Annotated in this window: 20 protein-coding genes; 9 read left to right on the top strand and 11 right to left on the bottom strand. The window is 64.9% G+C overall.

The genetic code is table 11. The annotated features are described in order from the left end of the window. Nucleotides 1-134 precede the first annotated feature (134 nt). A complete protein-coding gene (locus KC8_RS20280) occupies nucleotides 135-791 on the top strand; it encodes a choice-of-anchor C family PEP-CTERM protein (RefSeq protein WP_010127839.1) in 657 nt (218 codons plus the stop codon). A 154-nt stretch (nucleotides 792-945) separates the two neighbouring features. Here KC8_RS20280 and KC8_RS08110 read toward each other — a convergent pair whose 3' ends face one another. From KC8_RS08110 to KC8_RS08070, 9 genes are all read right to left on the bottom strand, one after another. Further along, nucleotides 946-1500 carry an NADPH-dependent FMN reductase gene (locus KC8_RS08110; protein WP_010127838.1) on the bottom strand — a complete coding sequence of 185 codons (555 nt, stop codon included), beginning with the start codon at nucleotides 1498-1500 and terminating at the stop codon, nucleotides 946-948. A 53-nt stretch (nucleotides 1501-1553) separates the two neighbouring features. Continuing rightward, nucleotides 1554-2966, bottom strand: a complete 1413-nt coding sequence (locus KC8_RS08105) for an efflux transporter outer membrane subunit (protein ID WP_010127837.1) — start codon at nucleotides 2964-2966, stop codon at nucleotides 1554-1556. A gap of 4 nt (nucleotides 2967-2970) precedes the next feature. Further along, nucleotides 2971-4092, bottom strand: a complete 1122-nt coding sequence (locus KC8_RS08100) for an ABC transporter permease (RefSeq protein ID WP_010127836.1) — start codon at nucleotides 4090-4092, stop codon at nucleotides 2971-2973. Beyond that, nucleotides 4089-5219 (bottom strand): ABC transporter permease, encoded by a 1131-nt coding sequence (locus KC8_RS08095; RefSeq protein WP_010127834.1) that lies wholly within the window; start codon nucleotides 5217-5219, stop codon nucleotides 4089-4091. The genes KC8_RS08100 and KC8_RS08095 overlap by 4 nt, the downstream gene beginning before the upstream one ends. After that, nucleotides 5216-6949, bottom strand: coding sequence for an ATP-binding cassette domain-containing protein (locus KC8_RS08090; RefSeq protein WP_029624862.1), 1734 nt, complete (start codon nucleotides 6947-6949; stop codon nucleotides 5216-5218). Before KC8_RS08090 ends, KC8_RS08095 begins: the two co-directional genes overlap by 4 nt. A 1-nt stretch (nucleotide 6950) precedes the next feature. Then, nucleotides 6951-7955, bottom strand: coding sequence for a secretion protein HlyD (hlyD, locus tag KC8_RS08085; protein WP_010127832.1), 1005 nt, complete (start codon nucleotides 7953-7955; stop codon nucleotides 6951-6953). Beyond that, nucleotides 7952-8611 (bottom strand): CerR family C-terminal domain-containing protein, encoded by a 660-nt coding sequence (locus KC8_RS08080; protein WP_010127831.1) that lies wholly within the window; start codon nucleotides 8609-8611, stop codon nucleotides 7952-7954. Before KC8_RS08080 ends, hlyD begins: the two co-directional genes overlap by 4 nt. 305 nt (nucleotides 8612-8916) lie before the next feature. Further along, entirely contained in the window at nucleotides 8917-9870 is a 954-nt protein-coding gene (locus KC8_RS08075; protein WP_010127830.1) for a copper resistance protein B, read from the bottom strand. Next, complete coding sequence (locus tag KC8_RS08070) at nucleotides 9867-11570, bottom strand: copper resistance system multicopper oxidase (protein WP_010127829.1); 1704 nt, start codon at nucleotides 11568-11570, stop codon at nucleotides 9867-9869. Before KC8_RS08070 ends, KC8_RS08075 begins: the two co-directional genes overlap by 4 nt. A 245-nt stretch (nucleotides 11571-11815) precedes the next feature. On the opposite strand from KC8_RS08070, the gene KC8_RS08065 reads away from it, so the two are divergent. The 8 genes from KC8_RS08065 (at nucleotide 11816) to KC8_RS08030 (ending at nucleotide 21623) form a co-directional block, all read left to right on the top strand. Beyond that, nucleotides 11816-12970, top strand: coding sequence for an epoxide hydrolase family protein (locus KC8_RS08065; RefSeq protein ID WP_010127828.1), 1155 nt, complete (start codon nucleotides 11816-11818; stop codon nucleotides 12968-12970). After that, nucleotides 12970-13374 (top strand): RidA family protein, encoded by a 405-nt coding sequence (locus KC8_RS08060; RefSeq protein ID WP_010127826.1) that lies wholly within the window; start codon nucleotides 12970-12972, stop codon nucleotides 13372-13374. The genes KC8_RS08065 and KC8_RS08060 overlap by 1 nt, the downstream gene beginning before the upstream one ends. Nucleotides 13375-13410: 36 nt before the next feature. Further along, the gene (locus KC8_RS08055) at nucleotides 13411-14214 is read left to right on the top strand and encodes an SDR family NAD(P)-dependent oxidoreductase (protein ID WP_010127825.1); all 804 of its coding nucleotides are present in this window, start codon (nucleotides 13411-13413) and stop codon (nucleotides 14212-14214) included. Nucleotides 14215-14335: 121 nt separating this feature from the next. Beyond that, a complete protein-coding gene (locus tag KC8_RS08050; RefSeq protein WP_010127824.1) occupies nucleotides 14336-15814 on the top strand; it encodes a flavin-containing monooxygenase in 1479 nt (492 codons plus the stop codon). A gap of 33 nt (nucleotides 15815-15847) precedes the next feature. Next, entirely contained in the window at nucleotides 15848-17284 is a 1437-nt protein-coding gene (locus KC8_RS08045) for a hypothetical protein (RefSeq protein WP_010127823.1), read from the top strand. Between the two features lie 2 nt (nucleotides 17285-17286). Beyond that, nucleotides 17287-18744 (top strand): acyl-CoA reductase, encoded by a 1458-nt coding sequence (locus tag KC8_RS08040; RefSeq protein ID WP_010127822.1) that lies wholly within the window; start codon nucleotides 17287-17289, stop codon nucleotides 18742-18744. 45 nt (nucleotides 18745-18789) lie between these two features. Next, nucleotides 18790-20403 carry a thiamine pyrophosphate-binding protein gene (locus KC8_RS08035; protein ID WP_010127820.1) on the top strand — a complete coding sequence of 538 codons (1614 nt, stop codon included), beginning with the start codon at nucleotides 18790-18792 and terminating at the stop codon, nucleotides 20401-20403. Continuing rightward, on the top strand, nucleotides 20400-21623 hold the full coding sequence (locus tag KC8_RS08030) for an MFS transporter (protein WP_010127819.1): 1224 nt from the start codon (nucleotides 20400-20402) through the stop codon (nucleotides 21621-21623). Before KC8_RS08035 ends, KC8_RS08030 begins: the two co-directional genes overlap by 4 nt. A gap of 53 nt (nucleotides 21624-21676) precedes the next feature. On the opposite strand, the gene KC8_RS08025 is transcribed toward KC8_RS08030, so the two are convergent. Next, the gene (locus KC8_RS08025) at nucleotides 21677-23848 is read right to left on the bottom strand and encodes a TonB-dependent receptor (RefSeq protein WP_010127818.1); all 2172 of its coding nucleotides are present in this window, start codon (nucleotides 23846-23848) and stop codon (nucleotides 21677-21679) included. 225 nt (nucleotides 23849-24073) lie between these two features. Then, nucleotides 24074-25165: a helix-turn-helix transcriptional regulator gene (locus tag KC8_RS08020; protein ID WP_010127817.1), complete on the bottom strand. Its 1092-nt coding sequence runs from the start codon at nucleotides 25163-25165 to the stop codon at nucleotides 24074-24076. Between the last annotated feature and the right edge of the window lie 69 nt (nucleotides 25166-25234).

The following is a 25234-nucleotide window of genomic DNA, read 5'->3' as shown; positions in this document are numbered from 1 at the left end:
ACGGGTTCGAACGGCCGGCGGCGCGGTTAACCATTGTAAGCCCCTGAAAGCGCGATTTCCGAAAATGGCACGCAGCTTGCTATGATTAGGGCTGATGACATGTCGTGGGGACATGCACGAGTAGGGGTGGTTTTATGGTACGTAAGGTTCTTGTCGCGATGGCTGCTTCGGTGATGCTGTCGAGCGCCGCGAATGCGAGCCTGCTTGTCAACGGCAGCTTCGAGCTGGGCAGCCCGCAGCCGGCCGCTGGCGGCTTTTCCACCCTGGGTACGGGCAACAGCGCGATCACCGGCTGGACGGTATCCAGCGGGTCGATCGACTGGATCAACGGTTACTGGCAGGCCAAGGACGGCACCCACAGCATCGATCTGGCGGGCGGCGCACCGGGCGGAATCGAACAGACGTTCAATACGGTTGCCGGAACAGTTTACAGCGTCAATTACTGGCTGTCGGGCAATCCCGACGGTGGCGACATCGGCAAGGATGGCGTGGTTGCGGCGATCAACGGCTCGGTCGTCGATGCCAGCTCGACGATCACCGGCATCCAGGGTTCGACGCATGCCAACATGAATTACAGCCTGAAGAACTTCACCTTCACGGCATCGGGCAACTCGACCACGCTGCGCTTCACCTCGGATCCGAGCGAAAGTGCTTATGGCGCGGTGATCGACATGGTGACTGTGGCTGCCGTGCCGGAACCGACCACCTGGGCAATGATGCTGGTCGGCTTTGGCGTGGTTGGCGCGTCGATGCGTCGCCGTTCGGCTTACCGGCCTGCGCAGATCGCCTGATCCTAGCGCGACCGAAGGAAATGCCGTCGATCCTGGGGAGATCGGCGGCATTTTCATGTGTGGCGAAGATCGCCTTAGCCTGGATCCCTTGATACCGAAGCGCCCCGGCTTTCACCGCTGGCGTCCATCAGGCCCCCGGCATCGCATCGCCGTATCAGCGTGCGCCGATCGCAGCGGCGAAGCCGGCGAGAAACTGGCCAAGCCGCGTCGCCACCACATCATCGATCAGATTGCCTTCGGCATCGAAGGCCTTGCCAGCGCCCGAAACCAGCAGGCGGCCGCCGGACCAGTGCTGCGTGCCGAGCGTGTGGAGCGTGGGCAGCCAGCCATTCTGCGCCAGGATCGTGCCGAATCCGCCCGGCGATGCGCCGATCAGCGCCACGGGCTTGCCGCCAAAGACGCGGCCGATATCCGCCGGCGGGCGCGAGGCCCAGTCGATCGCGTTTTTGAACACGCCGGGAATCCCGTTATTATATTCGGGTGTTGCCAACAGCAGCCCATCGGCCGCGGCGATCCTGTCCTTGAACGCCGCCACGGATGCCGGAATCCCGTCTGCCGCCTCGGCATCGGCGTCATAAAGCGGGATGCCCACGATCGATGCGGTTTCGAAGCGGACGCCATCGGGCATCCGGGTGGCGGCGGCGCGCAGCAGCCCGGCATTGTAGGAATGGCGGCGCAGGCTGCCGGATATTCCGACGATCGTGATCATTGTCATGCTCCCGGCTGATGAGGGCGGGAGCGTAGCGGCAATCCGGCCGAGCGTCAGCCTGCCGTGAACGATTCCCAGCCGCCGCCCAGCGCCTTGTAGAGCGCGATCGCGGCCTGCAGTTCGGCGGCGTGCGCGTCGATCGCCTGGGCATCGGCGGCGCTGAACGCGGATTGCGCATCCAGCAGGACGATCAGGTCATCCTCCCCCGCGCGGTAACGCTGGCGGGCGAGTTCGAGCGCGTCGGCCGTGCGATCGCGCGCGGCATCGCGATCCGTGCGCATGGATTGCGCGGCGGCATACCGATTGAGCGCGGTTTCGCTGTCGCTGAGGGCCACGAGCACCGCTTTTTCATAGCGGGCGGCGGCGGCATCGGCGCGGGCATCGGCGGCGCGGATCTGCGCGCGGATCGTGCCACCGGCAAAGATCGGCCATGAAAAGCTGGGACCGACCGAAAAGCGCGTGCTGGCGGCGGAGGCAAGATCGCCGCCATGCTGCGCCTGCTGGCCGATCGAGCCGAGCAGCGAGAAACGCGGAAACAGATTGGCGGTGGCGACGCCGATATCGGCGGTGGCGGCGGCAAGCGTGCGTTCGGCCTGGCGGATATCGGGACGACGGCGCAGCAGATCGGCGCGCAGGCCGGCGGCGATGGCACCGGGCCGGGGGATCGGGCCGGGCGCGCGCAATTCGGCGATCAACGCTTCGGGCGGCTGGCCGGCGAGCAAAGCAAGGCGATAGGCAGCGGCGGTTGCGTCCGCATTCAGCCCGGCGATGGCCGCAGCCGTGGCGCGCGCCTGCGCATCGGCGCGGACGAAATCGAAGCGCGATGCTTCGCCGGCGCGATAGCGTTGTTCGGTCAGGCGGGCGATGCCGGCTTGTGCGCCTGCATCCGCGCCGGCGCTGGCGGCGCGCGCTTGTGCGGTGCGCAGATCGGCATAAGCGCGGACGGTTTCGGAGATCACCTGCATCGCCATCGCCGCGCGCGCGGCATCGGCCGCATCGGCGCGGGCATTGGCGGCTTCGACCGCGCGGGTGGTGCGGCCCCACAGGTCGATTTCCCAACTGGCGTCGAACCCCGCGTCGAACAGGTTCAGATTGCGATCGAAACCAGGGATCGCGCCGACCGGGATCTGGCCGTTTTCGCTCATGCGGTTGGCGGTGGCCGATCCGGTGGCGTTGACGGCCGGCAGGCGCCCGCCGGCGGCGGCATCGCGATCGGCGCGGGCGGCGCGCACCGTCGCTTCGGCTTCGCGCAGATCGAGATTGCGGGCGACCGCGCTGTCCACCAACCGGGTGAGCAGCGGATCGTTGAGCGTGCGCCACCATGCGTCATCGACCGGGGCGGTATCGGCGGGTGTAACCCATGGCGCGATGGCCGCCGAAAAGACGGGCGGGCGATGATCGGGGCCGACCGTGCAGGCGGCAAGCGCGAGCAGCGGCACGACGGCGGACAGGCGGCGAGCGGGCATCGAACTACTCCATCCGGGCGCGGAACAGGATCGCGGAGGCACTGAGCGTCCCCGCCGCGATCACCATCAGCGGCCAGGTGTTGGCGAGAACATCGCGTGCGGGCATCGCTTTCAGGAAGACGCCTTCGACGATGACGAGAAAGTGGGTCGGCGGATTGGCCATCGCGATCATTTGCAGCCAGCCCGGCATATTATCGATCGGGCTGGCATAGCCCGACAAAAGGATCGCCGGCACCGTCGCCAGGAACATGCCGAGAAACGCCTGCTGCTGGGTATGGGCGAGCGTGGATATCAGCATGCCGACGCCGATCAGCGCGAGCAGGTAGAAAATCAGCGCGAGGTAGAACAAGGGGATCGACCCGGTGAGCGGCACGCCGAAGATCGTCGGGATCACCACCACGAACAAGGTGGCGTTGAACAGGCCCACGATCAGCGGCGGGACCATCTTGCCGATCAGGATTTCGTGGACGCGCAACGGCGACACCATCAGCTGATCGAACGTGCCCAGTTCGCGTTCGCGCGCGACCGACTGCGCCGTCACCCCCAATGCCGAAACCGCCGCGATGATCACGATCAGCGACGGCATCGTGAACCACATATAATCGAGATTGGGATTGAACCAGTGGGTGACAGCCGACCCGCCGGGGCGGGGCGCGGTGGCCACGGGGCGAACGCCCGCGCCGATATCGGCGGCGATCCGCGTGATATAGCCGCCGACGAACTGCGCGGCGTTGGACCGGCGGCCATCGAGGATTAACTGCACGTTCGCCGGCCGGCCGGCCGCGATATCGGCGCTGAATCGTTGATCGAAGATGATCGCGCCGATCACCTGACGATTGTCGATCGCGTGGCGCAACGCGGCCGGCGAACCGATCCGCACCATGCGATCCACATTCGGGCTGCCGGCCAGCCGTTCGGTAAATTCGCGCGACCAGACGCCGCCGTCGCGATCATAGATGCCGATGTCGATATTCCTGACCTCGAGCGTCGTGGCGAAGCCGAACAGGAACAACTGCAGCAAAGGCGGCGCGATCAGCACGATCCGGGCGTGCGGATCGCGCAATATCGCCAGCATCTCCTTGACGATCATCGCCCATAGCCGGCCGAGACGATCCCGCGCGATCATGCGATCCTCCGCCGCGTGATGCGGAAGGCGAGGGTGAAGAACAGCGCGCCGAACGCCAGCATCGCGGCGATATTGGGCAGAAACAGGCTCCACAAATCGCCGGCGACGAACACCGTCTGCAACGATGGGATGAGATAGCGCGCCGGAACGACCTGCGTCAGCGCCTGCAACCAACCCGGCATCGACGTGATTTCAAAGATGAAGCCCGACAGCATCATCGACGGCAGGAACGCGGTGAGCAGCGCAATCTGGCTGGCGACGAACTGGTTCTTGGTCGCCGCAGAAATCAGCAGGCCCTGCCCCAAAGCGGGCACGAGGAAGGCCGATGCGATCATCAGCAAGGCGAAGGGCGATCCGCGAAACGGCACGCCGAAGACGAAGATCGCCAGCAGGGTGCACACCGTCATCGAACCAAGGCCGAGGAGGAAATAGGGGACGATCTTGGTAGCGAGAAATTCGCCCATCCCTATCGGGGTGGCCATGATCGCTTCCATCGTGCCGCGTTCCCATTCGCGGGCGACGACCAGCGCAGTGAGCAAGGTGCCGATCATCGTCATCACGATCGCGATCGACCCCGGAATCAGGAAATAGCGGCTGGCCAGTTCCGGGTTGAACCAGAAACGGGTGACGACGCCGATCGGCGGGGCCATGGCCGACCCGCGTTCCGCCGCGACACCCGCCGCCCAGGTGGCGCGCACCCCTTCGGCATAAGCGGCAACGAAATTGGCGGTATTGGGGATCGATCCATCGGTGATCACCTGGATCGTGGCGGACCCCGGATGGCGGGCGGCGGCCTTGCCGAAATCCTGGGGGATAATGATGATCCCGCGGACATGGCCGGCGACGAGCTGCGGCTTCAATTCAGCGGTGCTGCGCGCTTCGCGGACGTCGAACCAGCGCGAATGGCGGTAGGCGGAAGCCAGGCCGAGCGCGGGGGCGCTGGAATCGGCGACGACCAGCCCGACCCGCGTGCGCGTCGTATCCAGCGACACGCCATAGCCGAACAGGAACAACAGCAGCAGCGGCAACAGGAAGGCGATCAGGAAGGTCGACGGATCGCGCAGGATCTGAAGCATCTCTTTCACCAGCATCGCGGTGAAACGCTGGCGATCGAACGACGCGTTCATGCGGCCTCGGCTTCCCGCGCGCGATCGGATGCCTCGATCAGGGCGATGAACGCCTGTTCCAGCGTTGGATCGGGCTGGCCGGTTTCGCGCGCGATCCGGGCCTTCAGTTCATCGGGCGTGCCGATGGCGATTTCTTCGGCCCGGTAGATCAGGGCGATGCGATCGCAATATTCGGCTTCGTCCATGAAATGGGTGGTGACGAGCACGGTGACGCCACGTTCGACAAGGCCGTTGATATGCGTCCAGAATTCGCGGCGAACGATGGGATCGACGCCCGATGTCGGTTCATCAAGGAACAGCACCGGGGGCTGGTGGAGCACCGCGCAGGCGAGCGCCAGACGCTGCTTGAAGCCAAGCGGCATCTGCCCGCTATTGGTGTCGAGATAGGCGCCCAGGTGGAAAATTTCGACCGCCCGTTCGATCGCCTCGCGCCGCGCCGGCCCGCGCAGGCCATAAGCGCCGGAAAAGAAATCCAGATTCTGCTTCACGCTGAGATCGCCATAGAGCGAGAATTTCTGCGCCATATAGCCGAGCGACTGGCGCGCATCGGCGCGCGCGGTGCGCAGATCGAAACCGGCGACATGGCCGGTGCCGGCGGTGGGCGTCAGCAGCCCGCACAGCATCTTGAAGGTGGTCGATTTGCCCGCGCCATTGGGACCGAGCAGCCCGAAAATCTGCCCGCGCGGAATGGAGAAACGGATGTCGCGCGCGGCGGTGAAATCGCCGAACCGCTTGGTCAGCCCGTCAGCGAGGATCGCGGGTTCGTCGCTCGGCGGGATCGTGCGGTAATGCGCGGCGAGCGCGCTGGTGCCGGGCGGGCCACCACCGAGCAGATCGACGAAGGCGTCTTCGAAACGGGGTACTACAGGTTCGATCCGGCCGCTCTGCGTGGAGCCGAGCAGCGCCATTGTCGGGGCCGCGGCGCCTGCACGCATGACGAGACGCAGCGACGCGCCCTGAACGGTGCCATCGGTGACATCATCATGGTTGAGCGCATGTTCGAGTAGCCTGCGCCGCCCTTCGGGGGCGGTGAACAGGCGAAAGATGCGCCCGTCCACCCGCCGTGTCAGATCTGCCGGGGGACCCGCGTAAAGCAATTTGCCTTCGTTGAGCAGGAAGACATGATCGCATTTTTCGGCTTCATCGAGATAAGCGGTCGACCATAAGACGCCGATGCCTTCGCTGCTCAGTGTTTGCACCATGGCCCATAATTCGCGGCGCGATACGGGATCGACGCCGACGCCGGGTTCGTCGAGCAGCAGCAGGCGCGGCGTTCGAACGAGCGCGCAGGCAAGGCCGAGCTTCTGTTTCATCCCGCCCGAAAGCTGGCCGGCAAGGCGGCCGCGGAACCGGGCGAGATCGGTAAATTCGAGCAGCCGTGCGAAGCTGGCGTCGCGTTCGTCGCGGGGCAGGCCGCGCAGATCGGCGTAGAGCGACAGATTTTCGATGACGCTCAGATCTTCGTACAGGCCGAACCGCTGGGGCATGTAGCCAATCAGGGTGCGATCCGCTTCCGTCGCCGCGCGGCCGAGTACGTCGACACTGCCGGCTTCGGGGGTGAGGAGACCCGCGAGCAGGCGGATCAGCGTCGTCTTGCCCGCGCCATCGGGGCCGACCAGCCCGGTCATCCGCCCGGCGACGATGGTGATATCGACCCCATCGAGCGCGGCCGGGCCATGCGGCGCGAAGCGTTTGGTGACGCCGCGGGCGCTGGCGACGCTGGCGGTCATGTCAATCGCGCGCCGGGCGGGCGTCGGCAATCGCGACGGTGACGGGCTGGCCCTGCCGCAGCGCATCATCCGGATCGGCCACGATCACGCGGATGCGATAGACAAGATCGCTGCGCAGATCGGACGTTTCCACCGTCTTGGGCGTAAATTCGGCCACCGGTGAGATGAAACCGATCGTGCCACGGTAGGTGCGCGGATTGCCATCGGCGGTGACGGCGACCTTCATCCCCGGCGAAATCCGGCCGAGATCGGGTTCGGCGATGTAAGCGCGCACGCGCATCGGCCGATCGATGGTGAGAGTGAACACCGCTTCGCCGGGCTGGACGATTGCGCCGGGTTCGCGCGCGCGGGTGAGGATGGTGCCGGCGGCGGGGGCAGTGATCGTCGCGTCGGCCAGATCGGTGCGGGCCTTGTCGCGCCGGGCGACAGCGGCGGCGCGCTGGGCGCGGGCGGCATCGATATCTTCGATGCGGGCGCCGGCCTTTTGCAGCGACAGCGCCTGTTCGGCCGCGCGCAACTGGGCTTGTGCCGCCAGATATTGCGCGCGCGTCGCATCGAACAGGGCCTGGCTGATCGCGCCGGTTTTCACCAGCGCCTGACGACGTTCATAATCCTCGCGCGCCTTAGCGAGGGTGGCCTGCCGTTCGGCGACGGTGGCGCCGGCCTGGGCGATATCCTGCGGGCGGTTGCCGTTCACGCGGCGGGCAAGATCGGCGTCAGCGGCGGCGATATCGGCTTCGGCGACGGCCACGGCATCGCTGAGCGGGCGGGTATCGAGCTGGGCGAGTTTCGCGCCGGCGGCGACCCTGGCGCCTTCATCGACGGGCATGTCGGCGATCCGGCCGGGGACGCGGAAACCGAGATCGACCGAGCGGATATCGACATTGCCGTTGAGGGTGAGCGTGCCGCCGTCACGCCCGCCGAACAGGCCGAAACCACGGGTGAAGAGGGCGGCGAGGACCAGCAGCAGGATGGCCGCGATCAGGATCAGGCGACGGCGATTCATGGCCGGTCTCCGCGAAGGGATGTCAGGATGGCAAGCGTATGCGCGCGCAAGGTGGCGCGAATTTCGAGGCCTTCGGCGCCAGTGATATCGGTCCATCCGGTGAGGCGCAGCACGGTGGCGCGGGCGACACGGAACATCAGCACCTGACCGAAGATGGCCAGCGCCTTCACCCGCGCGTCGGCTTCGCTGATCCGGTTGCCCGAAATGCGGACGAGCAGGCCGATGGCGTGGCCGGCCAACCCTTCCATCATCTCGCTGTAGAGAATATCGAAAGCGGCCGTCGGGTCCATTTGTTCGCGGATGACGAAGCGCGCCCATTGTGCGCTTTCCGCGCTTGTCATGATCCGCGCGAAGCCGTCGAGCGTGGCGAGCATGGCGGCGATCGCGCCATCCGCATCCGTCGATGCGGCGGCAAGACCGGCGGCTTCCGACAACGGGCCTTCCATCCGTGTCGCGATCTGGGCGGTGATGTGCCGCGCCGTCGCCTGATACAGCCCGTCCTTGCCGCCGAAATGATAGGTGATCGACGACATCGCCGTGCCGGCGGCGGCGGCAATCGCCCGCGTGCTGGCGCCATCCAGGCCATGCCGTCCGAACTGATCGATCGCGGCGTCCAGCAGCCGTTCTTCGATCCCGATCTGATGCTTGTGAGCCATGGCCGGATGATTAGTTCGTTCGAACGAACATCGCAAGGGGATGGATTTGGAGTGGGCCGGTTGATCTTTGCGAAGCCGGTGCGGCCGGGCGTGTTGGAGCCGGTCGGCATTCAACCTGTTGGGAACGCGTGAAAAACCCGTCACCCCGGACTTGATCCGGGGTCCATGGTGCAGCGGGTGCTGGCGCATGAAGCTCTCGCGCTGGCGCTCGCCGAGATATGGACCCCGGATCAAGTCCGGGGTGACGGGAGGGGAGGGGGCGGCGCTCCCCTAGCGGTGAGATCAGGGCGTGGCTGACACCGGCATCACAGCCAGGTGCGCAGGCCGATCAGGAAGCGCCAGCCGCCGGTGCCTTCGCCGGCATCACGCGCGAAATCGGCGGTTTTGCCCGTCTTGCGTTCATATTCGACGCCCACATAAGGCGCGAATTCGGGGACGAATTCATACCGCAGGCGCAGGCCCGCTTCGACCGAGGCGAGGCCCGCGCCGATATGGCGTTCGGGCACGTCCTGCGCGGCAAGATCGAATTCCACGCGCGGCTGGAGGATCAGTTTCTGGGTGATCCGCTGATCATATTCGGCCTCGACCCGGCCGGTCAGATCGCCCTTGTCCGACAGGAAGGCGGCGGCATCGATTTCGAACCAATAAGGCATCAGCCCCTGAATGCCGACGACGAGATGCGCGCGTTCGGGTGTGGGGCGGATATCGGCGCGGACGCCCAGCTGCAGATCGAACCACGGGTTGATCGCGTGGCTCCACAGCGCCTGCACCTCGGCCTGTTCGAGCGGGCCACCGAACGCGCCTTCGCCTTCGGTCTTGATCCACAATTTGTCGATATCGCCGCCATACCAGCCCTGCGCATCCCACAGATAGGCGTTGGCGCCCTTGCCGATGCGGGCTTCCAGCCGATCGGCCATCAGCATGTAATGACCCGCCATGCCGCCATGTTCGAGCCGCAACTGCGCGCGCGATGGCGCCATCGCATCGGCGCCGAAGATGGTGTCGGCGGCGTGCGCTGGTCCGGCAAAGGCACCGGGCGGGGGCGGGGCGACGGGGGGCGCGGCGGGCGTCGATGTCATGCTGCCCATGTCGTGTCCGGCATGGGGATCAGCGGACTGGGGCATCGGCATGGCGTGGCCGGCGTGCGGATCGGCCGGCGCGGTCGCGGGCATAGTGTGCCCGGCATGGGGATCGGTGGACTGGGCCAGCGCCGGCATTGCGATGGTGCTGGTGAGGAAGGCGATCAGCAGGCGCTTCATGCACTTTCTCCGTCGAGCGGGCGGACGCTGACGACGCGGAACATCCCGGCGTGCATGTGGAACAGCAAATGACAGTGGAACGCCCAGTCGCCCGGCGCGTCGGCGGTGAGATCGAAGCTGGCCTTGCCGCCGGGCAGCACGTTCACCGTATGCTTCACCGGATGGTGCCCCTGATGGCCGTTGACGACTTCGAAGAAATGGCCGTGCAGGTGGATCGGGTGCGACATCATGCTGTCGTTGACCAGGGTCACGCGGACGCGTTCATCGCGTTCGAAACGGATCGGTTCGGTGACTTCGCTGAATTTTTCGCCATCGAACGACCACATGAAACGTTCCATGTTGCCGGTCAGGTGCAGTTCCAAGGTGCGCGACGGCGGGCGCGTATCCACATTGGGGGTGAGCGACACGAGATCGCGATAGGTGAGCACCTTGTGCCCGACATCTTCGAGGCCAAGGCCCGGATCGCCGGTGCGATCGACCGGCATCGCCGCCACCGCATCGACGCCGACACCCACCTTCATCCCCGGCGGGGCAAGGGCCTTGTCGCGCATCTTCATGGCGCCATGATCCATGCCGGCCATGCCACCCATCGCGCCCATGCCCATATCCTTCATGCCGAGCGTGGGGCGCGGGCGCAGCGGCGGCACAATGGCGGCCATCCCCATGCGCGGGGCGAGCGTGCCGCGCGCCATGCCCGACCGATCGATCGATTCCGCAACCAGGGTGAAGGCTTCGTCCGTGGTGGGGGTGACGATCACATCGAAGGTTTCGGCGACGGTGATCTGCAATTCATCGACCGTGACGGGGCGGACATTCTGCCCGTCGGACGCGACCACCTGCATCGGCAGGCCGGGAATGCGGACGTTGAAGATCGTCATCGCCGATGCGTTGATGAAACGCAGGCGCACGCGTTCGCCGGGCTTGAACAGGCCCGTCCAGTTTTCGCCGGGGCCATGGCCGTTGATGAGGTAGGTGTAGGTGGACGCGGTGACATCGGCAATGTCGGCCGGGTCCATCCGCATCTTGCCCCACATCGCGCGATCGGCGGCGGACATATTGCTGCCATCCGTCAACGTCTGTTTCTGGCGGTTGAAGTAGCCGCCCTGCGCCTTCATCTTGCGGAACAGTTCGTGCGGGTGGAGGAAGCTCCAGTCCGACAGCACGACAATATGTTCGCGATCATAGGCCACCGGATCGGTATCGGCGGGATCGATCACCATCGGGCCGTAATGGCCCTGCTGTTCCTGCAAACCCGAATGGCTGTGATACCAATAGGTGCCCGATTGCCTGATCGGAAATTCATAGGTGAAGGTGGTGCCGGGCTTGATGCCGGGAAAGCTGACGCCGGGCACGCCATCCATCTGGAACGGCAGGATCAGCCCGTGCCAGTGGATCGACGTATCTTCGGCGAGCGTGTTGGTGACGCTGATGCGGACATTCTGCCCTTCCTTCAGCCGGATCAAAGGGGCGGGCAGCGTGCCGTTGATGGTGACGGCATGGCCGGTGCGGCCGCCCACCGTGAAGCTGGAATTGGCGACGGTGAGCGCGATATCCGTGCCCGAAAGCATGGTCGGCCGGCCGGCGGCCAGCCCATGCGTGCCGCTGCGCGCCCAGCCGGGCAAAGCCGAACCGAGCATCAGCCCGCCGCCGAGGAGGGACGCGCCCGTCAAGATACGGCGGCGGTCGATCAGGTCGTTCATGCACTTTCCCAATTGTTCGGACGAACCGGCGGACGGACTTTTCCTATGCGGACAGCAGGTTGCCAAGCGGGCCATTTTCATCGTCGGCGGGGTTCCGCCGGCAAACATCGTGGCACGCCTTTCCTGCTTCTGATGGGGTTTACGCGTGAGGGCCGGCTACCCCTCACCGATTTGCCCGGCTTGTACTTTTTATAGCGCGCTATAGTTTTGGTTCCCGACAGCCGATCCGTTGGGGAATCCGAAGCATGACCATCACGCCGTTCACCATATCCGTACCGCAGGAAAAGCTGGACTGGATCGCCCGGCGCCTGCGCGATGCGAACTGGCCGACACAGGCGACGGGCGATCCGTGGGCCTATGGCGCGAGCGTGCCGGAGATGCGCGCGCTGGTTGAATATTGGCTGAACCAGTATGATTGGCGCGCCCGCGAAGCATGGATGAACCGTTTCCCGCATTTCCACGCGCGGATCGAGGTGGATGCCAACCCCTATGACATCCATTTCATCCATGTGCCGGGCAAGGGGCCGAACCCCAAGCCGATGATCGTCACCCATGGCTGGCCGGGTTCGTTCGTCGAATTCATGGAGGTGATCGAACCGCTGACCGATCCGGCGAAATTCGGCGGCGATCCGGCCGATGCGGTGTCGATCGTCGTGCCATCGCTGATCGGTTACGGCTTTTCATCCAAGCCCGCCAAGCCGATCGGCCCGCGCACCATCGCCCGCGCCTATGACATATTGATGCGCGAGGAACTGGGTTATAGCGATTATGTGGCGCAGGGCGGCGACTGGGGATCGGCGGTTTCGGGCTGGCTGGGCTATGAAGGCGAAGGGTGCAGCGCGATCCACCTGAATTTTACCTTCGGCTGGACCAACCCGGACGCCAAGCCCGAAACACCCGAGGAAATCGCGGCGGCGCAGAACCTGCACAATGTGTGGCGGGTGGAAGGCGGCTATATGGCGATCCAATCGACCAAGCCGGTGACCCTGGATCATGCGATGGCCGATAGCCCGCTGGGGGTGGCGGCGTGGATCGTCGAGAAATTCCATACATGGTCGCAACTCAAGGATGGCGATCTGTGGTCGGCCTATACGCGCGACCAGATTATCGACAATGTGATGATCTACCTCGTCACCGAAACATTCGGGACGGCGGCATGGCTGTATCGCGGGGTGGCGGACGAACAGGTGCCCGCCGGCGCGCGCGTGACCAAGCCGGTGGCGGTGGCCGATTTCCCCGGCGAACTGGGCCGCTTTCCGCGCAGCACGGCGGAGAAAAGCTATAACGTCGTGCGCTGGACCGAACCGCCCAGGGGCGGCCATTTCGCGGCGATGGAGCAGCCCGGATTGTTCGTCGATGATGTGCGCGGGTTCCTGCGCCAGCTGCGGGGGGCTGCCTGATGAGCGTCACCCACATCAACCCCGACAGCCTGTTCAAGCTGGACGGCTTTGCCCAGATATCGGTGCCGCCGGCAGGAAAACGGCTGGCTTACATTGCCGGCCAGACCGCGCTGGACGCGAACTTCCAGCTACAGGGCGATGGGTTTCACGATCAGGTGATCCATGCCTTTGCCAATGTCGCCCACGCGCTCGCTGCGCTGGGGGCGACGCCGGCGGATGTGGTGAGCATGACATTCTACATCGTCGGGCTGACCGATGCGAAGTTTCAGGCATTTTCGGCGGCGATGGCCATCGCACTGGACGGGCAACCATTTCCGGCCAATGCTTCGTCGGTGATCGGGGTTGAGCGGCTGGCGCTGGCGGGGCTTGAGATCGAAATGTCGACGGTCGTTGCGGTGGCGTGAGCCGCAAGCGGGGCCGCAACAGAGAGGATGGATGGAATGCAGCAATCGCAAGGGCGGCTGGTGGGCCGGACCGCGCTGATTACCGGCGGTGGCGAAGGGATTGGCCGGGGCATGGCGCGGCGCATGGCGGCCGAAGGCGCGTCGATCATCATCGCCGACTGGCAGGCGGACCTTGGCGAACGCACCGCGCAGGCGCTGCGCGATGATTTCGGGGTGCAGAGCCTGGCGGTGGCGACCGACGTGCGCGAACGCGATCAGGTGCTGGGCGCGATCGATGCGGGTGTGGCGCGGTTCGGCGCGATCGATATCCTCGTCAACAATGCGTGGGGCGGATCGCAACCGGCGCGGCTGGAAGCCAAGACCGAGGCGGTGATGGCCGGCGGCCTGCAAATGGCGTTGTGGCCGGCCTTCTGGGCGATGCAGGCGCTGTTCCCCCAGATGCGCGATCGCGGTTGGGGCCGGATCATCAACATGTGTTCGCTGAACGGGGTGAACGCGCATCTCTATTCGGCGGAATATAATGTGTCGAAGGAAGCGCTGCGGGCGCTGACCCGCACGGCGGCGCGCGAATGGGCGCGGCACGGCATCACCGCCAACGTGATCTGCCCCGGTGCTGCATCAGCGGCCTATGAACGCTTTGTTTCGATGAGCCCGGACAATGCGGCGACCGTGGCAAAAGCCGTGCCGATGGGCTGGGTGGGCGATCCCGAACGCGATATCGGCCCGGTCGCGGTGTTCCTGGCATCGGACGACAGCCGGTACATGACCGGCAACACGTTGTTCGTGGATGGCGGCGGCCATATCAATGGCGTGCCGTGGGAACCCCAGCTCGACGAGTGAACCTGCCGGCGGAGGGAAATTGTGCGTCGGATGGCGGGATCACGCATTTGCATGATGCCCCCATCGGTACGGACGTCCATTCTCATTTCCAATAAAGTTGGACCAATGGGAGTAGGCGGCCGTGCAAACCAATCTCGATCTGCGGCATGTGGTGATCGGCGCAGGGATGGCGGGCATGCTTGCCGCGATTCGCCTGCGCGATGCGGGTTATCGCCATGTCACCGTGCTGGAAAAGGCCGATGCGGTTGGCGGCACATGGCGCGAAAATCGCTATCCGGGGCTGACCTGCGACGTGCCATCGCACGCTTACACCTATTCGTTCGCGCCGAACGCCGAATGGAGCGCCCACCTGGCCCCCGGCCCGGAAATCCAGGATTATTTCGAACGGGTGGCGGCGGACCATGATCTGCATGCGATCATCCGCTACGGCCAGGAAGTCGACAGTCTGGTGTTCGAAAATGGTGCGTGGCGGATCGGGACGCGCGCCGGCCTGCGGCTGGATGCCGATGTCGTCATCGCCGCAACCGGCGTGCTCCACCATATCCGCATGCCTGATATCGACGGGATCGACAGCTTCGCCGGTGACGCCGCGCACAGCGCACGCTGGGACGACAGCATCGCACTGGATGGCCGCCGCATTGGCATCATCGGCAGCGGATCGACGGGGGTGCAACTGGTATCGGCGCTGGGCGCGCGCGCCAGCAAGTTGCAGCATTTCCAGCGATCGCCGCAGTGGATCATGCCGGTTCCCAACATGCCGTACAGCGATGAAGAGCGCGCCGCCTTCCGCCGCGATCCCGCGCTGATCGATGCGATCCGCTATAACGAAGAATATCAGGCGAATGTCCGCCGGTTCAGCGCCGGCATCATCAAGGCCGATTCCGAAGAGATCGCGATCATCGAGACGATCGTCCGCGAACATCTGGAACGCGATGTCCATGATCCGATCCTGCGCGAAAAGCTGCGCCCCACCTATCGCGCGGCGTGCAAGCGGCTGATCTATTCGCCCGATTATTATGCCAAGGTGCAGGCGCATGACGTCGATATCGTCACCGACGCGATCGAACGGATCGAGCCGCAGGGCGTGCGCACCCGCGATGGTGTGCTCCATGAACTCGACGTGCTGATCTACGCGACCGGGTTCCGCAGCGACCGGTTCATCCGCCCGGCCGTGGTGGAAGGGCGCAACGGTCGTTCGCTCGATACCATATGGGCGACCCATCCGACGGCCTATATGGCGATTTCGCTGCCCGATTTCCCCAACCTGTTCTTCCTGAACGGGCCGACCGCGCCGGTTGGCAATTTTTCGCTGATCGATGTCGCCGAACGGCAATGGGGTTTCATCAGCCAGTTGATCGACCGGATCGCCAGCGGAGAATGTTCGGAAATCTGCGTGTCCGACGCGGCGATGGACCGGTATGAAGAGGCGCGGATCACGGCCGCCAAGGGCACGATCTTCGCGTCCGGCTGTTCAAGCTGGTATCTCGACGCCAATGGCGTGCCGATGACCTGGCCATGGAGCTACGACCGTTTCGCCGAGGCGATGGATGCGCCCGATTTTGCGGATTTCGACATGGCAATGGCGCGGGTGGATGCGTGAAGCACGCTGCACGCTGAACGCAAGAAGCATAAGATGACCGAGGATGAGGATATGGAGATGACGGAACTCGTCGGGCTGATCGGCCGTGATCCGCAAGCATTTGTGAATGTGCCTTATGATGCCGGCTTTGCACTGTCCGATGCGGAGCGGGAGGAAGCCCAGCTGGCGGCCATCCGGCTGCGTTTCGACGCGCTGAAAAGCCGCATTCCGGCACTGGCCCGGCTGGCGGAGGACAATGGTATCGAGGAGATCGGCGCGATCGACGATATCGTCCCGCTGCTGTTCCCGCACACCGTGTACAAATCCTATCCCTTGTCGTTTCTGGAGCAGGGCCGGTTTGATCGGCTGACGAAGTGGCTGGCGTCGCTGACGTCCGAAGATCTTTCCGGTGTCGACCTGACGGATGTCGAGACGATCGACGACTGGATCGCGGCGCTGGAGCGCGGCAGCACGCTGGCGCCGATCCACACCTTCGGCACGTCGGGCAAGCTTTCGATGATCCCGCGCACCCGCGATCATCTGCGCATCGCGACGACGATCAACGCCAATTGCATCCGCGATCTGCATGGCGCGGGATCGGGGCCGGACCTGCTGGTCGATCATATGCCGCTGATCGCGCCATCCTATCGCCATGGCGCGAGCGCGATCGCGCGCGGCATGAACCTGATGGCCGACCTGTATGGCGGCGGCACCGCGCTGTTTTTGTACCCGGATGCCTATTTCAGCGCGGATGTCGCGTCGCTGGCCGGGCGGCTGCGCGCGGCCGAGGCGCGCGGCGAGGCGGGTGAACTGACGCTCCCGGCGGGGCTGATCGCCAGGCGTGCCGAATTCGCCGCGCGTGAAGCCAATCGGGCGGCGGACATGGATCGGTTCTTCGAAGACGCGAAGGACCGCTTTGCCGGGCAGGACGTGTTCCTGTTCGCGGTGTGGCCGATCCTGTTCGAATGGGCCGAAGAAGGGCTGCGGCGCGGGATCAAGGGGGTGTTCGGCCCCAATTCGGTGCTTACGTCGGGTGGCGGATCGAAGGGGCGGGTGCTGCCCGATAATTATCGCGAGACGATCTTCGAATTTTTGGGCTTCGACCGGCACCTCGAATTTTTCGGGATGAGCGAACTGATGGCCAATGCGCCGCGGTGCGAAGCGGGCAATTACCACTTCCCGCCGGTCGTGGTGCCGTTTGTGCTCGACCCCGAAACCGGCGAACCGCTGCCGCGCGAAGGCCGCCAGACCGGCCGGCTGGCGCTGATGGACCTGCTGCCCGACAGCTATTGGGGCGGCATCGTCACCGGCGATCAGGTGACGATGGGCGGGTTCGATGCGCCCTGCGCCTGCGGACGGGGCGGGCCGCATATCGAGCCGGATATCGCGCGTTTCAGCGACATCAAGAATGGCGACGACAAGATCAACTGTGCCGGCGCGCCCGAGGCGCATGACCGCGCGATCGACTTCCTTCTGGAAAGGACAGCCTGACAATGGCCTATTCGGTTCCCCTGCTGCTGCGCGGCGACATCATCGAAAGCGATCCGATCGAATTTGGCGGCCGTCGCGGCGGCGCCAGCTTCACCACGCCGGATGTGTCGCGGCATATCGATCGCCTGCCGCTGGCGTTGCCCTCGGCGATGGCCGATCTGTATGGCATGTCGTTCACGGAGATCGTCGATTTCCTCGATCGACTGGGCCAGCGGCTCGATCCCGCCCGCAATGCGTGGTTGCAGGAAGCGTATGAATTGTCGCGGCTGACGTCGGGGCTGTCGGATTCGATCCTGCGTTATCATTTCGGGATGATCCCGCATTATTTCACGCCCGATTCCGTGCGGGCGATCGCCGAACGCACGATCGGCGTGGATTATCTGGAAGGCTGGGTGGAACAGCCGCCATCGGCGCAGGCCGGCACAAGCGTGCGGATCCGCGCGCTGGGCGCCCGCGCCGTCCATATCATTGCCGGCAATGTGCCGGTGGTGGGCGTGACGACGGTGATCCGCAACGCGATCACCCGGTCCGACGCGATCATCAAGACGCCGTCGAACGATCCGCTGACGACCGCGGCGGTGGTGCGCACGATGATCGAAATGGCGCCCGACCATCCGATCACGCGGCATGTTTCGGTCGCTTATTGGAAGGGCGGGGACGAGCGGATCGAAGCGGCGCTGTACGATCCCCGCCGGATCGAAAAGATCGTCGCGTGGGGTGGATTTGCCGGGATCAAGCATGTCACCCGATATATCCAGCCGGGGCTGGACCTCATCACGCTTGATCCCAAGCATTCGGGATCGTTGATCGGCCGGCAAGCCTTTGCTGATGAAACCACGTTGCGTGCGGTTGCCCGCCGGCTGGCGGTGGATATCGGCGCGATGAACCAGGAAGGCTGCGTCAACGCCCGCGTGATCCACGTCGAATCCGGCACCGATGCAGACGGCATCGCCCGTGCCGATCGGCTGGCGGCGCTGACGTTCGAAGCGTTGCAGGGCCTGCCCGAATATCTGAGCACGCCGCACAAGGCGTTCGACCCGGAATTGAAGGCCGAACTGGCGGCGCTGGCGTTCGTCGACGATGAATATCGCGTGTTCGGCGGGCGCAGCAACGAAGGTGCGGTGATCGTGTCGCGATCGGCCCAGCCGGTGGATTTCGCGCGGATGCTGGCGTGCCGGGTGGCCAATATCGTGCCGGTCGACGATCTGGAAACGGCGGTGCGTTCGGTCAACAGCTATACCCAGACGATCGGCATCTACCCCGACGCCTTGAAGCAGGAATTGCGCGACCGGCTGGCATTTCAGGGCGCGCAGCGGCTGGTGTCCCTGGGCGGGGCGGCGACCTTGCTGCAGGCACCCGGCCCGCAGGATGGCATCGAACCGCTGCGCCGCATGGTGAAATGGATCACCGACGAAAGCGGCGACGGCGACACGCTGGAAGCGCAGGCAATCGCGGCCTGATGGCTGCGGCAAACGCCATTTTCTATATAAAATCAGGGGTATGGTATGACTGAAACAATCACCGGCGGCGAAGCCGCGCGGGCGGCGCTTGAGGCGCTGGGTGTGGAGTGTGTGTTCGGCATACCCAGCCAGCATAATCTGGCGCTGTACGAGGCGCTTTCGCGGTCGAACCAGATCCGCACCGTGGGCGCGCGGAACGAGGCAGGCGCGGTGCACGCCGCAGACGGCTATGCCCGCGCGACGGGCAAGCTGGGCGTGGCGATCGTCAGCACCGGGCCGGGCACCAGCAACGCCGTCACCGGGCTGTACGAAGCGGGCTATGCTTCGTCGCCGGTGATGCTGATCACCACGCAGGTCGACCGGCCTTATCTCGATCAGTGCCGGGGCTATATCCACGACGCGCCGGGCCAGCTCGCGATGCTGCAAAGTGTTACGCGGCGGACCGAACGGCCGCTGCATGCGCAGGATATCGCCCCGGCCATCCTGCGGCTTGCGGGGGATATCCTGTCGGGCCGGCCGCAGCCGGGCGCGATCGAAATCCCGACCGACCTGCTGAAGGAGCCAACCCCGGTTGTCCACCTGACCGCGCCGGCCATTGCGGTCGATACGCCGAAGGCGGCGGCGATCGAGGCCGCAGCGGCATTGATCGCGAAGGCGCGCCGGCCGCTGATCTGGCTGGGCGGCGGTTGCGTGCGCAGTGGGGCTGAGGACGCGGTGCGGGCCTTTGTCGATCATATCGGTGCGCCAGTGGTGACGACAGTCAATGGCCGCAGCGCGATCCCGAGCGATCATCCCCTCGTCGTCGGCAGTTCCACCCATTATCCGCAGGCGCGGCCGCTGTTCGAGGATGCCGATCTGGTGATCGCGGTGGGCACGCGGTTCCAGGCGGTGGCGACGGGATTCTGGACGATGCCGATCGATTGCCCGCTGATCCAGATCGACATCGATGCGTCGCTGATCGGGCGGAACTATCCGGTGACAACCGCGATCGTCGGCGATGCCGGGGTGTCGCTGGAAGCCTTGCGCCGGGCTGCGTCGGCACCGCGCGTCGATCCCGAATATGGCGCGGCTGCGCGCGACATCGTGGATGCGATCAAGGCGGAATCGGCCAAGCGGATCGGCCCCGATCATGTGCGGTTGTGCGATGCGCTGGATGCGGTGCTGCCAACCGACCGGATCGTTGTCAGCGATGCCACGATGGTGGGCAATACCTGGGCAAGCTTCCGCCTGCCGGTGCGCGATTTCCGGGGTTACACCTACAGCACCAGCCTGGCGATCGGGCCGGCCTTGCCACTGGCAATCGGGGCCGCGATCGGCAGTGGCCGGCGCACCATCGCGGTGCATGGCGATGGCGGGGTGATGCTCAACATCGGCGAACTGGCCACCGCGGTCGAAGCCAGGGCGCCGATGACGCTGCTGGTGTTCAACAATCAGGGTTATGGCGTGCTCAAGCTGTTGCAGGGGATGCAGGGGCTGACGCCATTTGCGTGCGACCTCCACACCCCCGATTTCGTCGGGCTGGGCAAGGCGATGGGGATGCCGGCCGAACGGGTCGACACGGTCGAGGGTTTCGAAGCGGCCCTGCGCCGGTCGATCGCGATCGACGGGCCATCGCTGATCGAGGTCGACATCTCCGGCATGGCGCCGGTGGGGCTGTGAGCACCGCATCCCCGGCGATCGATGGTCGCTATAAATGGGTGATCCTGGCCGCCGTCTTCATCGCGCAGATGATGGCGATTGGCGCCACGAGTTTCGGCTATGGCCTGTTCGTGAAGCCGGTGATCGCCGAATTCGGGATGTCGCGGGGGAACGCCAATCTTGGCCTGATGCTGATCATCGTCGGCATGGCGCTGGTTTCGCCGCTGGTGGGCCAGATGCTCGATCGTTTTCCCGCGCGGTGGACGGTGATCGGCGGCGGGGCGTTGTTCGGCATCGGTGCGGCGATCGTTGCGATGACGAGCAATTTGTGGGTGCTGGCGGCGGCCATCTTCCTGCCGCTGGCGGTGGGGACGACGGCGCTGGGGCCGTTGACTGCATCTACGCTGGTGGCGCGCTGGTTCGACGAGCGGCGTGGCCGGGCGCTGGGGATCGTCGCCATCTCGTCGTCGACGGGCGGGTTGCTCGTCGTGCCGGCGATGGCGGCGCTGATCGAACAGTTCGGCTGGCGCGGGGCCGTGGCGATCACCGGTTTCGCGGTCGCCATGGTCGCCACGTTGATCGGGCTGTTCGTGATCCGCGAACGGACCGTTCCCGTCGTGGGATCGGCGGAAACACCGGCGATGGCGGCGGTGGGCCGCTGGACTGCCCGCCAGTTGATCGGCACGCGCGATTTCTGGTTGCTGGTGCTGTCGGTGGGCGTGCTGATGGGGGTCAGCCAGGCGCTGTTGTCATCGCTTGTCGCTTATGGAACCGATCGGGGCTTTTCACTGGCGCAGGCGACCGCGCTGGTGTTGTGCGTGTCGGCATCGTCGATCGCCGGCAAGCTGGTGATCGGCATGCTGGCGGATAGCATCGATAAACGCTGGCTGCTGGCGGGGGTCGCGCTTTTGCTCGAACTGTTCCTCGTCATTCTGATGATGCACCCGGTTTACCCGGCACTGGTTGCCGGCTGCCTGGCCGCGGGCGCCGCAGTCGGTGGCACTTATCCCGTGTGGGCGGCGTTGATTTCCAGCCGTTTCGGCATCGCGTCGTTCGGGATGGTGATGGGGCTGACGGTGCAGTTCCAGATGCCGATCATCCTCGGTTCGCTGCGGTTCGTGGGCGACAGCTTCGACCGCACCGGCAGCTATGATCAGGCGTTTGCCGCCTTTGCCATTCTTGCGCCGATCGCCTTTCTTGCGGCGCTGGCGATCGGCCGTCCGGGCATGGCCCGCCTGTAAAGCCATCGTGCCGGCGGATGGCGGTTGCCACCCGCCGGCACGATGCAACAGCCTCAGTTGCCGAAGCGGACCTTGAGGGATGCGCCATACATCCGCGGTTCGCCATAGATTGAGGATTCATAACCCAGCGCCCCGCCGAGCGGGAAACCGCCGAGGATATAGGTCTTCTGGGTCAGGTTCGATCCGAACAGCGCGAAATCCACGCCCTTGCCCGCGATATCGGTCAGTTCGATCCGGGCGTTCAACAAGCCGTAGCTGGGATAGGTGGTGATCAGCGTCGGGTTCGTCTCGTTCGTGTTGGTCCGGCTCTGCCAGCTATAATCGGCGCTGACGGCCAGCCGGCCGATCGCGTCGTCCATCGGCACGTCGAACCGACCGCTCACGCCATATTTCCATTTCGGCTGAAACGCCGTCTGGCGGCCCTTGACGGCGGCCGTGCCGGGAACGGTGACGTCGCTGTGCGCGTCGAGATAGGACAGGAAGCCGCTGATCGAAAGATGTTCTACCGGAACGATCGTGCCTTCGAACTCCACGCCCTTGTTGGTGGCCTTCGCGCTGTTCTGGACGAGCGAGATGATGCCGACACCGGGGATCGCCGCCGGCGACGTGATCTGGATGTCCTTATACTTGTCCAGGAACGCCGAAATATTGGTCCGCAGCGGGATGCCGATATTCCAGTCCGCCTTCAGTCCGATTTCGATTTCATCGACATATTCCGGGTTGAACTTGGTCAGCGCGGCCACGGGCGAGGGCAGGTTGACGCCGCCGCTCTTATAGCCGTGCCGATAGGCGGCGTAGACCAGCGCGTCGTCCGTCACCTTATACTGCAAGGTCGCGTCATAGGTGGGCGCCTTGAAATTGGCGCGGGCATCGAACGGGCAGGTGACCTGGGTGCAGGCGCCGGCCGCGTTGAAGACGCTGATGCTCGCGCGGCGCTTGTCCCATGTGTAACGGAAACCGCCGCTCAACTGGAGTTGATCGGCGATTGCCAGTTCGGCATGGGCGAAGACGGCATCGCTCTGGTCGTGGGAATCGAGGTTGCGCACCGTGACCCCGCCAAAGACGCGCTGGCGGATTTCCTGCGGGAAGCCCGGTTTGGACAGTTCGTGATAATAGCCGACGATGTAATCCAGCCCCGCAGCCGGGATTTTGCCCTGGATCTGAAATTCTTCGGTGAACTGTTCCTGCCCATATTGCCATTTCCGGCCAATGGGGGCGTTTTCGATCTGGAAGGTTTCCACCGGCGTTCCATCATAATCGCTACCGCGATTGCCGCGGCTGCGACGGAACGAGACGATGTTCTTCAGGGTGATGTCGTTCGAAATCTCCCACGATGTCTTGTTGGTCACGCCGACGGTGCGCTGGCGTTCGAAAATCAGTTCGGGAATCAGCGTCTTGCGGATGCCGATCGCGTTCTGCTGCGCCATCAGCGGCGCGAATGTCGCCGCCAGCGGACTGGCCGGGTTGTACTGGCGCAGAATGGCGGACGTCCCGTCCTGATCCTTGTCGCGGCCGTCGACGATCGTCAGGTTTTCCAGCCCCGCAAACGGGGTGAACAGCACCGAGACACGATAGGCGCGGTAATCACGGGCATCGAGCTTCTGCCCGGTGATGATGCTCTGGGTGTAGCCGTCGCGTTCGGCGACATTGCCGGCAAGGCGGATGCTGAGCACATCGGCGATCATCGGGATGTTGAGAACGGCTTCGACCTCGCGGGCGGCATAGTTGCCGATGCTGACCTTGGCATAGCCTTCGATATCGAATGTCGGCCGTTGCGGTTCGAACAGGACCGCGCCGCCCGTGGTGTTGCGCCCGAACAACGTGCCTTGCGGGCCTTTCAGCACCTGTACGCTGCTGAGATCGAAGAACGTGCCCGGCCCTGCGACTTCGATCGGCACTTCGGCGAAATAGGTGGCGACGCTGGAGAAATTGCGCTGACCCACGTTGAAGATGCCGGGGCCTTGGCCGCGCAGGTAGAAACCGGCTTCATCGCGGCGCTGGCCGGAAATGTTCAGGCCGGGGACGGCCTGGCGCAGATCTTCGACCGAGCGGACGCCCTTTTCCTCAAGCGCGGCCGCAGAGATCGCGCTGATTGCGACCGGCACTTCCTGAAGCGATTCTTCGCGGCGGCGCGCAGTGACCACGATATCGCCAAGGCCGCTTTCATCAGCGGCGGCCGCTGCTGCATGGGCCGGTGCACGGGCTTCCTGTGCCTGCGCGGGCATCGCCGAGCACAACGCAATGGCACTCACAGACGCGTAATTACAGAAACTTATCCTCATCCAGTCCTCCCATCGGTGTTCCGGCGCCGCCACAGCCGGAATCCGGACGAAGCAGTTCGCCCGGTTCCGCGTCTTGTTCGGCGCCGCACCCGATGCGCTGGGAGAGAATTAGGCCAAGGTCTTGATGCAAATGGATGAAGGCACGAGACGATATGTTTTGTCGCGCATTCAGCGCGACGGCGCGGCCGCCGTGCTGAGCAGCATGCGCACCAGTTCGCCTTGCCGGTTGGTGCCGGTCTTCATGAAAGTGGACTGCAACTGGGAACGGGCGGTGTTGCGGCTGATGCCGATGCGCTGCGCGGCTTCTTCGATGCTGGCACCGCGCGCGATTTCACTGGCGAGCAGGGCTTCCGCCGGGCTTAACCCGAAGAAGCCGATCAGGCTGCGGGCGGGCACGATGGGGCGCCGTTGGGGATCGCGCAGGATCAGGATCGCGGTTCGCTGGAGCGGATTTTTGAGGGGGTGGAAGGCTGGCCCCGGCCGCACGATCACCGTTAGCGGCAGGGCATTGTCCGCACGCGGCAAAGCCAGCGGGGCATAAAGGCGCCAATCGGTTTCGGCCTGCTGTTCGGCGGCCTTTTCCCGGATCAGGTCCATCAAGGCGGTGGTATCGGCGGGGGTGGCGGCCTTGAGCTTGCCGTGCGTCAGCCGCAGGCCGTTGTCCTGCGCCAGAATTTCATCCGCGATCGAATTGGTGTGCATGACATGGCCGTCGGCATCGACCAGCATCGCGCCGATATCGCTGGTTTCCAGCGCGCTTTCGGCAATGATGTGCTGCCGCGTCAGATGAACGAACTGATAGAACAGCCGGATGCCGCGTTTGAGTGCGGGGACAAATTCGCCCAGCAGGCGCCGCGCGGCTTCGTCAAACGGCTGCGCCGACGCCGATCGCCACAGGATCAGGTGCACCTTCTTGCCATCGCTGGGGAGGATCGAAATCGAAAGCATCGCGCGGATGCCGGCAGCGGGCCGATCCTGTTCGACCGGCTGGTCCAGTATGCTGCCGGCAAAGCATCCTGCACGGTGGAGCGTGGCGATGGTGTCGGCGTCTTCGTCACGTTCGAAGAAGATCGCCGGGGCGCCGCTGCCCGCGTGCCAGGCATCGACGGCAAGCACGGCATGGTCGCATTCGAAAATGTCGCGCGCAGTCGCCAGGAAGGATTGCCACATCGGATAGACGGTGAAGCTGTCGTACAGGGAGTCGATCAGCCGTTCACGGCGCGTGGCGGCATCATGCGCTTGATCGATGATTTCCGCCATGTGCCGTGCATTCCCCTCGACAGATATGATCGTTCCCTGCGTGCATACAGGTGTTGATGGCCGCGCGGG

It is taken from the genome of Sphingomonas sp. KC8 (assembly GCF_002151445.1).
Taxonomy (GTDB): Bacteria; Pseudomonadota; Alphaproteobacteria; order Sphingomonadales; family Sphingomonadaceae; genus Sphingomonas_E.
Note: the sequence above shows the minus strand (reverse complement) of the source record. Positions and strands in the feature narration are given on the sequence as shown.